14 protein-coding genes are annotated in these 13,151 nt (G+C 62.5%); 3 read left to right on the forward strand and 11 right to left on the reverse strand.

Annotated features, from left to right (window positions below; all coding sequences use genetic code 11):
* Positions 1-13: 13 nt before the first annotated feature.
* From nikR to RHSP_RS24305, 3 genes are all read right to left on the reverse strand, one after another.
* On the reverse strand, positions 14-451 hold the full coding sequence (nikR, locus tag RHSP_RS24295; protein ID WP_037154552.1) for a nickel-responsive transcriptional regulator NikR: 438 nt from the start codon (positions 449-451) through the stop codon (positions 14-16).
* A gap of 181 nt (positions 452-632) precedes the next feature.
* Positions 633-1,391 (reverse strand): precorrin-4 C(11)-methyltransferase, encoded by a 759-nt coding sequence (cobM, locus tag RHSP_RS24300; protein ID WP_004124668.1) that lies wholly within the window; start codon positions 1,389-1,391, stop codon positions 633-635.
* A 19-nt stretch (positions 1,392-1,410) separates the two neighbouring features.
* Positions 1,411-2,637, reverse strand: a complete 1,227-nt coding sequence (locus tag RHSP_RS24305; RefSeq protein ID WP_004124671.1) for a bifunctional cobalt-precorrin-7 (C(5))-methyltransferase/cobalt-precorrin-6B (C(15))-methyltransferase — start codon at positions 2,635-2,637, stop codon at positions 1,411-1,413.
* Here RHSP_RS24305 and RHSP_RS24310 point away from each other — a divergent pair.
* A complete protein-coding gene (locus RHSP_RS24310; protein WP_004124674.1) occupies positions 2,636-3,406 on the forward strand; it encodes a cobalt-precorrin-6A reductase in 771 nt (256 codons plus the stop codon). The genes RHSP_RS24305 and RHSP_RS24310 overlap by 2 nt on opposite strands.
* Here the strand turns inward: RHSP_RS24310 and RHSP_RS24315 are convergent.
* The 6 genes from RHSP_RS24315 to RHSP_RS24340 all read right to left on the reverse strand — a co-directional run bounded on the left by RHSP_RS24315 (position 3,370) and on the right by RHSP_RS24340 (position 8,682).
* A complete protein-coding gene (locus RHSP_RS24315) occupies positions 3,370-4,134 on the reverse strand; it encodes a precorrin-3B C(17)-methyltransferase (protein ID WP_004124677.1) in 765 nt (254 codons plus the stop codon). The genes RHSP_RS24310 and RHSP_RS24315 overlap by 37 nt on opposite strands.
* The gene (locus RHSP_RS24320; protein WP_004124680.1) at positions 4,131-4,868 is read right to left on the reverse strand and encodes a precorrin-2 C(20)-methyltransferase; all 738 of its coding nucleotides are present in this window, start codon (positions 4,866-4,868) and stop codon (positions 4,131-4,133) included. Before RHSP_RS24320 ends, RHSP_RS24315 begins: the two co-directional genes overlap by 4 nt.
* Entirely contained in the window at positions 4,865-5,497 is a 633-nt protein-coding gene (locus tag RHSP_RS24325; RefSeq protein WP_004124684.1) for a precorrin-8X methylmutase, read from the reverse strand. The genes RHSP_RS24320 and RHSP_RS24325 overlap by 4 nt, the downstream gene beginning before the upstream one ends.
* Before the next feature lie 2 nt (positions 5,498-5,499).
* Positions 5,500-6,930, reverse strand: a complete 1,431-nt coding sequence (gene cobG, locus RHSP_RS24330; protein WP_004124687.1) for a precorrin-3B synthase — start codon at positions 6,928-6,930, stop codon at positions 5,500-5,502.
* Positions 6,931-6,989: 59 nt separating this feature from the next.
* Entirely contained in the window at positions 6,990-7,766 is a 777-nt protein-coding gene (gene cobF / locus RHSP_RS24335) for a precorrin-6A synthase (deacetylating) (protein WP_004124690.1), read from the reverse strand.
* 103 nt (positions 7,767-7,869) lie between these two features.
* Positions 7,870-8,682 (reverse strand): AraC family transcriptional regulator, encoded by an 813-nt coding sequence (locus RHSP_RS24340; protein WP_004124693.1) that lies wholly within the window; start codon positions 8,680-8,682, stop codon positions 7,870-7,872.
* Positions 8,683-8,800: 118 nt separating this feature from the next.
* Here RHSP_RS24340 and RHSP_RS24345 point away from each other — a divergent pair, with 118 nt between their 5' ends.
* Complete coding sequence (locus RHSP_RS24345) at positions 8,801-9,997, forward strand: MFS transporter (protein WP_004124695.1); 1,197 nt, start codon at positions 8,801-8,803, stop codon at positions 9,995-9,997.
* Positions 9,998-10,119: 122 nt separating this feature from the next.
* Here the strand turns inward: RHSP_RS24345 and RHSP_RS24350 are convergent, their stop codons facing one another.
* Positions 10,120-11,370 (reverse strand): D-amino acid dehydrogenase, encoded by a 1,251-nt coding sequence (locus RHSP_RS24350; RefSeq protein ID WP_004124697.1) that lies wholly within the window; start codon positions 11,368-11,370, stop codon positions 10,120-10,122.
* Between the two features lie 31 nt (positions 11,371-11,401).
* Positions 11,402-12,535 (reverse strand): alanine racemase, encoded by a 1,134-nt coding sequence (alr, locus tag RHSP_RS24355; RefSeq protein ID WP_004124699.1) that lies wholly within the window; start codon positions 12,533-12,535, stop codon positions 11,402-11,404.
* Between the two features lie 125 nt (positions 12,536-12,660).
* On the opposite strand from alr, the gene RHSP_RS24360 reads away from it, so the two are divergent.
* Complete coding sequence (locus RHSP_RS24360) at positions 12,661-13,125, forward strand: Lrp/AsnC family transcriptional regulator (protein ID WP_004124701.1); 465 nt, start codon at positions 12,661-12,663, stop codon at positions 13,123-13,125.
* The last annotated feature ends 26 nt before the right edge of the window (positions 13,126-13,151 follow it).

Here is a 13,151-nt window from a genome sequence, read left to right on the forward strand (position 1 = left end):
GCAACTCGCGCATTCAGTCGTGCGAATGAGGCTCCGCGTGATGCGGGCCAAGCTCCGAAGGAATGAGGTGCAGGTCTCCGAAGCGGACGCCGCGCTGGGTAACCACGCTGTCGGCAAAGGTCTGTATCTCGCCAGCCTTGCCCTTCAGCACCGAGACCTCGAGGCAATCGTGTCCGTCGATATGGACATGAAGGGTCGAGACCGAAAGGTCATGATGATCGTGTTTGGCCATCGTCAGGCGGCGCGACAGATCCCGAGTTTCGTGTTGGTAGACATAGGTACGTGCTGTGTAACATTTCGCATCGCCATCTATGGTCGGTTGTGCATGCGTAACGGCATCGCGAACCAGGTCGCGCAGCGTTTCCGAGCGGCTGGCATAGCCGCGTTGCGCGCTGATCTTGTCGATCGTCTCGAGAAGATCATCATCGATGGCGATGGTAATGCGCTGTATCCACTGATCCTCTTGGTGCCGGGAGTTCTCGGAGCAGGCTAAAGCAATTCCAGGAAGAGTGCGCAGCGGTTTTCCGTCCGGAATGCGTAAAAAAACAGGAAGATAGATCATTTTCGCGGTTCGAGGAAAAGCGAAAATGATCTAAAGGAAATTTCAGCCAGTTTTGCAACAGCGTCCTGGATTATTGCCGATCGCGGAAACGACGTTGATAGGCCGGATCGTAGAGCGAACTTTCGCGGAAATCGCTGGCGGCGAGCGATGGGCCGACGAAGATCAGGGCGGTACGCTCGATCGGTTCGGCCGCCACTTTCTCCTCGATCGTGGCAAGCGTGCCCCGAACGATCCGCTCGTCGGGCCATGAGGCCTTGACGACGATCGCGACCGGGCAATCGGCGCCGTAAAGCGGCGTCAGCTCCTCGACCACCTTTCCGAGCGCATGGATTGCCAGATGAATGGCGAGCGTCGCGCCGGTCGCGCCGAATTTCTCCAGCGTCTCGTTGTTCGGCATCGGCGAGGCACGGCCGGAGACCCGCGTCAGCACCAGGCTCTGGGCGACGGCCGGGATGGTCAGCTCGCGTCCGAGCGCTGAGGCTGCGGCTGCGAAAGCGGGGACGCCAGGCGTCATCGTATAGTCGATGCCATGCTGATCGAGCCTGCGGATTTGCTCGGCAACGGCACTCCAGACGGAGAGATCGCCGGAGTGAAGGCGTGCGACATCCTCGCCGGCGGCGGCCGCTTTCAGATATTCCGCCTCAATCTCGTCGAGCGACATCGGAGCCGTGTCGATGATACGGGCGCCGGGCGGGCAATATTGCAGCAGGTCCGGCGAGACGATCGAGCCGGCATAGAGGCAGACGGGGCATTTGCCGATCAGGTCGCGGCCGCGCACCGTGATCAGGTCGGCTGCGCCGGGGCCTGCGCCAATGAAATGCACTGTCATCGCTCTACCTCATACTCATTCATGGCTTGGTCCAAGACCATTGCGTCACTGGCATGGCCGGCCGCCAGCCGGTCATGCGGCCGACGGGTGCGGCGCGGGCAATGTCGATGCGGATCAGCGAGCCACCCCTGCGTGCGTGTTCTGCGAGCAGAAGAGCTTCCATTTCGGTCGTGACGGCATTGGCAACCAGCCTGCCGCCGCTTTTCAATTGGCCGATGGCGGCATCGAGAACGCCGGCGTCGCTGCCGCCGCCGCCGATGAAGACCGCATCCGGCGTCGGCAGTCCCGCAAGCGCATTCGGCGCCTCACCCTCGACAATGGATAGGCCCGGCACGCCGAAATTCGTCGCGTTGCGGCGGATCCGCGCCACGCGCTCGCCGGAAGCCTCGATGGCGATGGCGCGTAGTGAGATATCGGCTAGCATCCATTCTATGCCGATCGACCCGGAGCCGGCGCCGATATCCCAGAGCAGCTCGCCATGGCGGGGCGCCAGTGCCGACAGCGTCATCGCGCGGATCTCGCGCTTGGTGATCTGGCCATCATGATCGAAAAGCTCATCGGCTAAGCCGGCGCTCAGCGACAAAATCCGGGCGCCGGCTTCGGCCTTGACCTCGATGCCGCAGATGTTCAGATCATTGATACCGAAAAGGGTGAACCCAGCTGCCCTCTGGCGGGAGACCTTCTCATGCGGGCCGCCCAGCGCTTCCAGAACCGTAAGCTCAGACTGACCGAACCCAGAGCTTTGCAGCAGGGCGGCCAACGCGGCAGGGCCATTGCCATCGGATGTCAGCGCCAGGATCTTTCGGCCGGGGTGGAGGTGAGGCCGGATGAGGTCGATGGGTCGTCCGTGCAGCGAGAGGACCGTCGTCTCCTGCAAAGGCCAGCCCAGGCGGGAGGCGGCCAGGCTGAACGAAGATGCTGCTGGAATGACAGACATCTCATCGGCTGGAATGCTCCGCAAAAGCGTCGCGCCGACGCCGTAGAAGAACGGGTCGCCGGAGGCGAGAACCACGGTCGGCTTGCCGCGCCGGGCAAGGACCGCTTCGATGGATTTTTCGAATGGCGAAAGCCATTGCCGTGTCTCGCCGGTAATAACGGCGCTCATCAACTCGATATGGCGCGCTCCGCCGAAGACGACCGGTGCCGATGTGATCAGCTGTTTGGCCGCGTCGCCGAGGCCGGCTGGACCGTCTTCGCCGATGCCGATAAGAGTGAGCCAGCGTTGAATTGAAGGTGTCTCAGCCATGGACAAGGCCCGTATTCTGATCCTGGGCGGTACAACGGAGGCCCGTGCTCTGGCGGCGTCGCTCGCCTCCCGCGCTGATCTTGACGTTGTCTTGTCGCTCGCAGGCAGGACTGCCGATCCCGCCCTGCAGCCCGTGCCGGTGCGCAGAGGCGGCTTCGGCGGTGCGGAAGGGCTTGCCCGCTATCTTCGCGAGGAAGCGATCGATCTGCTGATCGATGCCACCCACCCTTTCGCAGCGCGTATTTCCACAAACGCCAGCCAGGCGGCCGCTCAATGCGATGTATCGGCTTTTGCGTTGCGCCGCCCCGCCTGGGTGCCGGTCGAAGGCGATGAATGGCTCTCGGTGCATAGTATTGCGCAGGCCGTGGCCGCGCTCGGGGCCAGACCCTTGCGGGTTTTCCTGGCGACCGGTCGGCAGGAGGCGCATCAGGCGAATGCGGCGCCGCAGCACCATTACTGGGTCCGCAGCGTCGATCCCGTCGAGCCGCCGCTGACTGTGCCCAATGTCAGCTACATCATCAGCAGAGGCCCGTTCCGACTGGCCGACGAGCTCGACATGTTGCAGCGGCATGGGATCGACGTGGTCGTCGCCAAGAATAGCGGCGGCGGCGCGACCTACGGAAAGATCGAAGCGGCAAGGCACCTCGGCATCAAGGTGATCATGATCGAGCGCACGGAGGCTGCCGGCCTGCCGGTGGCCGAAACAGTGGACGCTGCGCTCGATCGCATCGATCATTTCGTCTCTTCCCTGATGAAACGCGGCGTATAGACCAGATCCGGACGCCCTTCACGGGCAATGACGCGCGTCTCGGCCGAGCCGATGATGACGCAGGTCGCCATATCCGCTTGCGAGACCTCGGCATCGCCAAGCCGCGCCACGATCATACGCTCGTCGGGCCGGCCGGCGGCGCGGCCGAAGATGACGGGCGTATCGCCGGGCAATATGGCGCGCAGGATTTCGAAGGCCTTGCCGAGCTGCCAGGGCCGCGCTTTGCTAATCGGATTGTAGAGCGCGATCACAAAGCCGGCCTCTGCGACGGCACGAAGCCGGCTTTCGATAAGAGGCCAGGGCTTCAGATTGTCAGACAGCGAGATCGCACAGAAATCGTGGCCGAGAGGCGCACCGATGCGGGCAGCGACCGCAAGCATGGCGGTGATGCCCGGCACGACGACGAGGTCGATTGCGCGCCATTCCGCCGGACCATGATCGATCGCCTCACAGACTGCCGCCGCCATGGCAAAAACGCCGGGATCGCCGCCGGAGACGACGCAGACATTGACGCCGGCCGCGGCTCGCTGCAGCGCCGCCTTGGCGCGATCCAGCTCCTCGCGATTGTCGGATGCTTGACGGATCTGGTCGCCGCGCAGCGTCAGGCGGTCGAGGTAAGGACCGTAACCGTAGAATTCATGGGCATCCGCGACGGCAGCCAAGGCTTCCGGCGTCGTCTGCGAGGGATTGCCGGGGCCGGTGCCGATGACATAGAGACGCCCGCTCATGGCCTTCCTTCCCAGCCCGGAACCAGAACCAGAGAGAAATACGGCGCCTCGGCATCGTCACGGCCGGCGAGCGGCGTCATGGCGCCATTTGCCATCGTGCCGCGCTCGACATAGATGGCGTCGTTCAGCCGGCCGGCGGCATCAAGCGCGCGGCGGATCTTCGGCAGATTGCGGCCGACCTTCATGATGACCGCTGCCTGCGTGTCGCCCAGGCGGCGGGCAAGTTCGGCTTCAGCCATGGTCCCCGGCAGCACGGACAACACGTCGTCACCTTGCACCATCGGCAACCCGGCCAAAGACCAGCAGCCGGACATGGCCGTCACGCCAGGTATGACCTCGGTCGGGAAGCGATTGGCGAGGCGGACATGCAGGTGCATGTAGGAGCCGTAAAAGAGCGGGTCGCCCTCGCTGAGCACCGCAACAGTCTTTCCTTCGCGCAGCCGCGCCGCCACCAATTCGGCCGAGGCGTCATAGAAGGCGGTGATCTGGCTGATATAGCCCGGGGCGTCTTTATCGATCTCGGTCGTGACCGGATAGTAGAGCGGCAGGAGCGTCACGTCCGCTCTCAGCAGGTCGCCGACGATTGTGCGTCCGTTGCCGTTCTTGCCCTGCTTGGCAAAATAAGCGACGACATCGGCGCGCTCCAAGGCTCTGACGGCCTTGATCGTCAGCAGTTCCGGATCGCCGGGACCGGTGCCGACGCCAATCAACTGGCCAGAGGAAGAGGTGCTCATAGGCCCGGCCTCGCCAGTGCATTGAGGGCCGCTGCCGTCATGGCGCTGCCGCCGAGGCGACCGCGCACGATGGCGAAGGGAACGCCGTAGGAATTCTCCGCTAGCGCATCCTTGGATTCGGCCGCGCCGACGAAGCCGACAGGCATGCCGATGATGGTGGCAGGCTTCGGCGCGCCATCGCGCAGCATTTCGAGAAGATGGAAGAGGGCGGTTGGCGCATTGCCGATGGCGACGACTGAGCCGGCTAGGTGCTCGGTCCACAGATGCATGGCAGCGGCAGAACGCGTGTTGCCGATGGCCTTGGCGATCTCAGCCGTGCGCGGGTCCTGCAATGTGCAGATCACTTCGTTGGCTGCCGGCAGACGGGCACGCGTGACACCGCGGGCGACCATCTCGGCATCGCAAAGAATCGGTGCGCCGTCAGACAGCGCCTTGCGGGCAGCGGCGACGAAGTCGGGCGAGAAATGGAAATGCTGGGCTGCTTCCACCTGTCCGCAGGCATGGATCATGCGGATCGCAACATCGGCCTCGGCATCGGAAAAGCGCTTGAGATCGGCTTCGCCGCGGATGATCGCGAAGGAGCGTTCATAGATCGCTTGTCCCTCGCGGATATAGTCATAGTCAGGCATTTCTATCCCTGTCGTAAAGCCGTCGCGATTGCGTCCCGGCCGAGCCGTTTAAGACACTGGCGCGCCGATTCGCCAGCAACTTTGTTGTTTCGCACCAGCTCCCCCAGCCGAGCCAGCACCGATTTCAGATTCTCTTTGCCGATATGGACGGCGGGTTCGGCCGATGCCGATCCATCCAGGACGATCGCATGGCCGGTCGGAATGCCGACGATGGCGAGCGCTGTCGGAGCAGGATGGGCGCATCCCTTCGAGCAGCCGGACAGGTGCAGTTCGAACGAACCGTCGAGCAGCTCGGGAGCGACAGCAACACAATCTAAGGCGGCCTGCTTAGTGGCGTAGTGTGCGGATGCGCAGGCTCCAGCGCCCGAGCAAGGAACGATGTGATTTGCCGGATCGCCGTCGCGCGTTTGAAAACCGCAGGAAGCAGCTACCGTGCGAACGCGCTCGAGTTCGTCGGCCGCAAGGCCCAGCAACAGCATGCTGTGTTGCGGCCCGGTGCGGATTTCGGAGACGCTGTTCTCTTCGGCAACGGCGAGAAAGCGTGCGAGGTCCTTTGCGTGGATCTGGCCGAAGGATGGGCGCAATCCGAGCGCATAACCGTTTATCCCCAGTGAGATGATCCCGATGGGGGAGGTGGGTGGCTTGACTGTCGTCTGAGCATGGGCGGTTACGCCCGGAAATTGTCCTCGCAGCTCCGCCGGATCAAGGTCGCGACCGCGGGCGCGAGGTCCGAGGAGGCTCAATCTTTTCAACAACGCGACCACGCCGGCAATCGCCTCGTCGCTAGGCAATGTGGCAAGCGGCGTTGCCGTTGCATTCGTTCCTGCGATCGCGAGCGTCCATAAACGGCCTGCGCCATCATCGGGTTTGGTCGCCTTCAGCCGGATATCCGCCGAAAGTCCGTCCAGAGCGAGCTGACCGCCGCCATCGATGATGATCGCGAGCTTCGCCGCCAGAAGCGGTTTTGGATCTAGTGAATCGATGGCGTACCGCAGGCGTTCGGCAAGGGATCGTGCGTCGGCGACTTCCGCCGGATCGACGCCGCTGAGCGGCGGGACTTCGATCGCAACGCCGATCTCCGGCACAATGCCAGCGCGATCGACATCGGCGGCCAATCCGGCCATGCTTTGCGAGGTCATGCCGCGCAGTTGCAGATTGCCGCGCGCAGTGATCTCGATCAGACCGTTGCCATGTTTTTCGGCCGTAGCGGCGAGTGCGCGAAACTGGGCAACCGTCAATCCCGTGGTCACCGGCCGCAGCCGCACCAGGAGACCATCGCCGGTCTGCATCGGCTCGCTGAGCGACGGGCAGGCGCCGCGAACCATGGCCGGCGAAGGCGAGGCGTCGACGAGGCCTTCGGCTGGCTCTTGCGAGACGCACGCGAGTTCATCCATCATCTGTCCGTTGGCCGCAACCAGGAGATTGCCCTTCATAAGGGACACTTCCTTGCATAAACCGGATCGGCGGGCAAATGATTTGGCTTAGCGACGGTTCATGTCCGATCGTCGAAGTCCTGGCCCTTGCGCAGCAGGTAGATGTCCATGATCCACCCGTGTCTCGCGCGGGCTTCTTCCCGTGTCGAAACAATGCGCTCGGAAACATCAGCCAGCCTGCCGGATATGATAATCTCGTCCTTTGTGCCGAGATAGGCTCCCCAATAGATATAGGCGTCCGGATCGTCGATCTTGCTGAAGGCCTGCTGGCCGTCGAGCATGACGACGGCCGTTTCCGCTATGCCGGGAAAACTCTCGGCCAGCCGGCGTCCCGTGGTGATCTGCACCGGCTTGCCGACGAGATTGAGGGGAATGCGGTGGCTTGCGGTCAGCGCCTGAATGCTGGTGATGCCGGGAATGATACCGTAGTCGAGTGGGACATTGCCGCGCGCTGCGACACGCTCGATGATGCGTAACGTGCTGTCGTACAGGCCGGGATCGCCCCACACCAGGAAGGCCGCGCGTTCCTTTTCCGCCAGATGCTCAAGGAAAAGCCGTTCGTAAATGGCTGAAATCTCTTCATGCCATTCATCGACGCCCTGTACATAGCTGCGATCGGCCGTGCGTCGCGATGGCACCTCATAGCCGATGAAGCGGATGGTTTTGTTGGTGACGTAGCGCTCGCAGATATCTTTGCGGACATCGGCGAGTTCTGCCTTTGCCGCGCCCTTGCTGGGAATGAAGATGACATCGGCGGCATTCAGGGTGTTGATCGCCTGCACCGTCATATGCTCGGGATTTCCGGTGCCGATACCGACGATCTGAATGTGCCGCATATGCTTGTCCCTGTTTCCAGCGCTGTTTGCCGCAAGCAACGGGCCGTTTCAAGAGGGGTGGGGCCAGATCGGCTTCCCAGGTTCAAGATTGCCGATCGAAGGCTCAGCGGTTGACTGTGTAGGCGCGTGGCGACGAGCCGAGCATGCGCCGGAACATGGTGGTAAATGCCGCCACGCTCTCATAGCCCGCTTCGAGCGCGACGTTGGTCACGGGTTGCCCCCCGGCCAGCCGTGGCAGGCAGGCGAAAACGCTTGCCTGCTGGCGCCAGGTCGTGAAGCTGATGCCGGTCTCCTTGCGGAACTGGCGCGTGAAGGTTCGCCGGCTCATGGCAAGCTTTTCGGCCCAGTCATCCAGCCTGGCGTTGGGTGAAGGGTTGGCGAGGTATTCGCGGCAGAGCGCTGCCAGCCGACGATCGGAAGGGAAGGGGAGGCCGAGCGGGCGTTCCGGCAGCGTGGCGATCTCTTCGACGAGCAGCGACAGGACCAGCTTGGCCTTGCGATGGCCGACAGGCGCCTCCCGTAACCGTATGGCTTCCAGCAACAGGCTGCGGGCGAGATCCGTGACCTCGACGACGCGCGGAACCTCATCCTTCGGGGGCTGATTGCGCGGCGCGACATAGACGGATTTCATGCTGACGTCGCTTAGAATCTCGATCGAATGCTCAAGCCCCACGGGGATGAACAGAGCGTGCCCCGGAGGCACCATCCAGCGCCCCCGCGCCGTCATGATCAGGGCGACGCCGGCAAAGATGCAGAGCAATTGCGTGCGGCGGTGATGGTGCCATGGAACGGTGTAACCCTGTGGCGGCTCGGCGCTGTGGACGAGTACATCCGCATCGGATTCCTCCATCCAGCGCATGCTCTGGACATGCAGGTCGTCGAGGGTGGCCAGCAATTGTTTCGGCAGTTTTTCCATAATGGCCCAATCGAGAAACTATTGGACCAAAACACGAAAGAAGGTCACCCACAAGCCGTGTAAAAGGCGGATCGAACAATTTGGTCGGTGGGAATCGCCGGCGCTGGAAGGAATCCCCATGGTTGCGGCGTTTTCGGGTGCGCAAACCCGATTTGAGAAGACGACGATCTCGGTCGTTATTGCGGTCAGCACCTGCCACCTGCTGAACGACATCATGCAATCGCTGCTGTCGTCGCTCTATCCGATGTTCCGAGAGAATTACGCGCTCGATTTCGTGCAGATCGGGCTGCTGACGATGATGTTCCAGATTACCGCCTCGCTGCTGCAGCCTGTTGTCGGCATCGTCACCGATAAATGGCCGATGCCCTATTCGCTGCCTGTGGGCATGGTCAGCACATTCTCGGGCCTCCTGCTGCTCGGCTATGCCGGAAGCTTCAGCATGTTGCTAGGCGCCGCCTGCCTGATCGGTTTCGGTTCTGCCGTCTTCCATCCGGAAGCCTCGCGCGTCGCGCGTCTGGCCTCCGGCGGCCGTCATGGCCTCGCCCAATCGCTGTTCCAGCTCGGCGGCAACGCCGGTTCGGCAATCGGGCCGCTGATTGCCGCATTCTTCGTTCTTCAGCATGGCCAGAAGAGCGTGGCATGGCTTTCGGTGCTCGCCGTCATCGGCTTCATCGTTCTGAGCTGGGTCGGCACCTGGTACGTCAACCATCGCCGCCAGCAGGCCAGCCGTCCTGTGCCCAACCGCACCTTGCCGATTGCGCGCAGCAAGGCGATGTGGGCGCTTGCGATCCTCATCCTGCTGACGGCGACGAAGAACGTCTACATGGCGAGCATTTCGAGCTATTTCACCTTCTATGTCATCGACAAGTTCCACCTCGACGTCCGCGATGCGCAGCTTATGCTCTTCCTCTTCCTGGGGTCGGTCGCCGCCGGAACGATCATGGGTGGGCCGGTCGGCGACCGTCTCGGTGCACGCTTCGTGATCTGGTTCTCGATCCTCGGCGTCATTCCCTTCGCGCTCTTGATGCCCTATGCGGACCTGTTCTGGACCTGCGTCCTGACCGTCATAATCGGGCTGGTATTCGCCTCGGCATTCCCGGCGATCGTGGTGTTCGCACAGGAGCTGATCCCGGGTCGCGTCGGATTGATCGGCGGCATTTTCTTCGGTTTCGCCTTTGGAGCAGGCGGACTTGGCGCGGCAGCGCTCGGGGATTTTGCCGATACGCACGGCATCTCCTTCGTCTACACGATCTGCTCTTACCTGCCGCTGCTCGGTCTGTTCACGATCTTCCTGCCGCGCATTTCCAGGCATTGATTGGTATCGGCGGGCGATGAACTCGACTCTCATGCGGATATAAGAGCCCCCTCTCCCCGCTTGCGGGGAGAGGGGGCCATTCCCATAGCCGTAGAAAGGGATGGCGGATGAGGCGTGCCTGATCAGGCATAGCGGCTGACGGCAAGATCCGTCGCGTCGATATCAGGCTTGCGGCCGCTGACGAGATCGCCGATGACGCGTGCAGAGCCGGAGCTCATCGTCCATCCAAGCGTGCCGTGTCCGGTGTTGAGGAACAGCCCCTTGATCTTCGTCGGTCCGATCACCGGCGTTCCGTCCGGCGTCATCGGCCGCAGGCCAGACCAGAAGGACGCCTTGGCCACGTCCCCACCGGGGAATAGGTCGGTGACGGAATGCTCGAGCGTCTTGCGCCGGGCAAGGCCGAGATCGTTGGTATAGCCGGAGATTTCGGCCATGCCGCCGACGCGGATGCGATCGCCAAGGCGCGTGATGGCGATCTTGTAGGTTTCGTCCATCACCGTCGATTCCGGCGAACGCGAGGGATCGGTGATCGGGATCGTGAGCGAGTAGCCCTTAACCGGATAGACCGGAAGCTTGATGCCGAGCGGCTTGAGCATGATCGGCGAGTAGCTGCCAAGCGCGACGACGACGGCATCGGCATCCACACGACTATGGTCGGTAACAACGCCGCGCACCTGGCCGCCCTGGACGTCGAGCCCCTTGATCGTGGTGCCGTATTGGAAGCGCACGCCGAGCTCGACTGCCTTGGCGGCCAGCGCATTGGTGAATTTGAAGCAATCGCCGGTCTCGTCCTTCGGCGTCAGCAGGCCGCCGACGATCTTTTCGCGAACATGCCGCAGAGCCGGTTCGACGCGGATGCAACCCTGGGGATCGAGCACTTCATAGGGAATGCCGTCGGCTGCCAGAGCCTTGACGTCCTTGGCGGAGGCGTCGAGCTGCTGCTGCGTGCGGAAGAGCTGCAGCGTGCCCTGCATGCGCTCGTCATAGGCAATGCCGGTTTCCTCGCGTACTTGAGCGAGAGAGATGCGGCTATAATCGGCAAGGCGCAGCATCCGGCTCTTGTTGATCGCGTAGCGCTCCGAGGTGCAGTTCGACAGCATCTTCACGAGCCAGGACAGCATCGCGCCATCGACCTTGGGGCGCAGGATGAGCGGCGCGTGGTGCATGAAAAGCCACTTGATCGCCTTCATCGGAATGCCGGGCGCGGCCCATGGCGAGCAATAGCCGAAGGAGACTTCACCCGCATTGGCAAAACTCGTTTCCAGCGCCGGCCCGTGCTGCCGGTCGATGACCGTCACCTCGTGGCCCGCCTTGGCGAGTTGATAGGCGGATGTGACGCCGACGATGCCGGCCCCCAGAACGACGACTTTCATGATGTCCTCAGTAAATTGAGCAATGGGAAGGTCAGCGGTATTGCCGGTGGAAGCGATGGCCGAGACTGGTCAGGATTTCATAGGAAATCAAGCCGGCGTCCCGGGCGATATCGTCGATGGTCTGATGATCTCCCAGGACTTCCACGAGGCTCCCGAATGACAGGGTTCCTTCGGGCAAGGCGCTGATGTCAATTGTCGTGCTGTCCATCGACACGCGGCCGACGATCGGCAGCCGTACGCCGTTGTAATAGACCGAGCCTCGGTCACTGAGGCTGCGGGGAAGGCCATCGGCGTAGCCGGCAGCGATCGTCGCAAGCCGGGTCTCCGTCTTCGTCACGTGCACGCCGCCATAGCCGACGCGCGCGCCGGTGGGCACGGTGCGCGTCTGCACTACGGCGACCTCGAGCCTGACGACGGGTTCCATCGGATTGCGCACGCCGCCGGTCGGCGCGCCGCCATAAAGCGCGATACCGGGTCGTGCCAGTACGCCGTGAAAATCGCCGCCGAGGAAAATGCCGCCGGAATTGGCAAAAGAGAGATCGTAACCGGGGAATTCTTCGGCGACGCGACGCATCTCCGCAAGCTGATCGGCATTCTGTATGCTCTCGGCTTCATCAGCGGAAGCCAGATGGCTCATAACGAACAGGATGTCGAGATGGTCGGCGGCTGTCAAATGGGCCGCGACGGCGCCTCTTTCTTCCGGAGGGATGCCGAGGCGTGACATGCCGGTATCGAACTGCAGGGCGGCGGGAAGCCTTCGCTTCAGGGAACGAGCGGTCTCCGACCACTGCTGCAGCTGATCGAGCGAATTGATAACGGGCACGAAGCCGCCTTCCGCGCAAGCCGTTTCGTTGCCCGGCAACAGGCCGTTCAGCACGAAGATCGATGCATCGCGCGGCAAGTGCGGACGCAGCCGCAGCGCTTCCACGAAATGGGCAACGAAGAAGTGCCGGCTACCCCGGCCGTAGAGGGCCTTCGATACCTGGTTCGCGCCAAGCCCATAGGCGTCCGCCTTGACGACAGCTGCTGCGCGCGCGGGCGCAACAATGGAGCAGAGCTTGTCGTAATTCCGGCACAAGGCGGTCAGATCGATCGTCAGATAACCGCAAGCCCCTCTGTCGATCGTCAGTTTTGACGTCCGCGAATCCACTATGCCGCCATCCATGTCCGCCCCTCGCTTTCCGCCGCGAGATTATTGAAATGATCGTGAAATTACCCATCAAATAGTGATTGATTATTGTGTAGTTGCGTCGATATTGAAACGATCGACGAATTTTTGAAAGAATCCACATGTCCGCCCTCGACGCGATCGACCGCAATATTCTTCGGCTGCTGCGCCTCGATGCCCGGGTCAGCAATGCATGGCTGGCAAACGAAGTCGGGCTGTCGCCGTCGGCATGCTTGCGGCGCATCAAATTGATGGAGCAGGCAGGCGTGATCCGGGGCTATACAGCGCTCGTAGACACGTCGCAGGCCGAAGCGGCGATTGCGGTCATCATCAACATCACGCTCGAGCGGCAGACGGAAGATCACCTGGATCGTTTCGAGGCGGCCGTCCGCAAGCATCCGGAAATCCGCGAGTGTTTTCTGATGACGGGCGGTTCCGATTACTTGCTCCGCGTTGAGGTCGCCACCGCTGGCGACTTCGAGCGCATCCACAAAGAAATCCTCTCGGCATTGCCGGGGGTGCTGCGCATCCATTCAAGCTTCTCGATCCGCAACGTGCTCGCGACACGGCCGAAGAATTCCCGCTGAAAGCGGCGAGCCGCGGCGGCTGGTGT

It is taken from the genome of Rhizobium freirei PRF 81, assembly GCF_000359745.1.
Classification (GTDB): domain Bacteria; phylum Pseudomonadota; class Alphaproteobacteria; order Rhizobiales; family Rhizobiaceae; genus Rhizobium; species Rhizobium freirei.

What these genes read in the sequence shown, in the direction of transcription:
- cobM (WP_004124668.1), bottom strand. Translation starts at nt 1,391, where the DNA reads ATGACAGTGCATTTCATTGGCGCAGGCCCCGGCGCAGCCGACCTGATC.
- cobF (WP_004124690.1), bottom strand. Translation starts at nt 7,766, where the DNA reads ATGCGGCACATTCAGATCGTCGGTATCGGCACCGGAAATCCCGAGCAT.
- cobG (WP_004124687.1), bottom strand. Translation starts at nt 6,930, where the DNA reads ATGAAGGGCAATCTCCTGGTTGCGGCCAACGGACAGATGATGGATGAA.
- RHSP_RS24325 (WP_004124684.1), bottom strand. Translation starts at nt 5,497, where the DNA reads ATGCCTGACTATGACTATATCCGCGAGGGACAAGCGATCTATGAACGC.
- RHSP_RS24310 (WP_004124674.1), top strand. Translation starts at nt 2,636, where the DNA reads ATGGACAAGGCCCGTATTCTGATCCTGGGCGGTACAACGGAGGCCCGT.
- RHSP_RS24315 (WP_004124677.1), bottom strand. Translation starts at nt 4,134, where the DNA reads ATGAGCGGGCGTCTCTATGTCATCGGCACCGGCCCCGGCAATCCCTCG.
- RHSP_RS24345 (WP_004124695.1), top strand. Translation starts at nt 8,801, where the DNA reads ATGGTTGCGGCGTTTTCGGGTGCGCAAACCCGATTTGAGAAGACGACG.
- alr (WP_004124699.1), bottom strand. Translation starts at nt 12,535, where the DNA reads ATGGATGGCGGCATAGTGGATTCGCGGACGTCAAAACTGACGATCGAC.
- RHSP_RS24305 (WP_004124671.1), bottom strand. Translation starts at nt 2,637, where the DNA reads ATGGCTGAGACACCTTCAATTCAACGCTGGCTCACTCTTATCGGCATC.
- RHSP_RS24340 (WP_004124693.1), bottom strand. Translation starts at nt 8,682, where the DNA reads ATGGAAAAACTGCCGAAACAATTGCTGGCCACCCTCGACGACCTGCAT.
- RHSP_RS24360 (WP_004124701.1), top strand. Translation starts at nt 12,661, where the DNA reads ATGTCCGCCCTCGACGCGATCGACCGCAATATTCTTCGGCTGCTGCGC.
- RHSP_RS24320 (WP_004124680.1), bottom strand. Translation starts at nt 4,868, where the DNA reads ATGAGCACCTCTTCCTCTGGCCAGTTGATTGGCGTCGGCACCGGTCCC.
- RHSP_RS24350 (WP_004124697.1), bottom strand. Translation starts at nt 11,370, where the DNA reads ATGAAAGTCGTCGTTCTGGGGGCCGGCATCGTCGGCGTCACATCCGCC.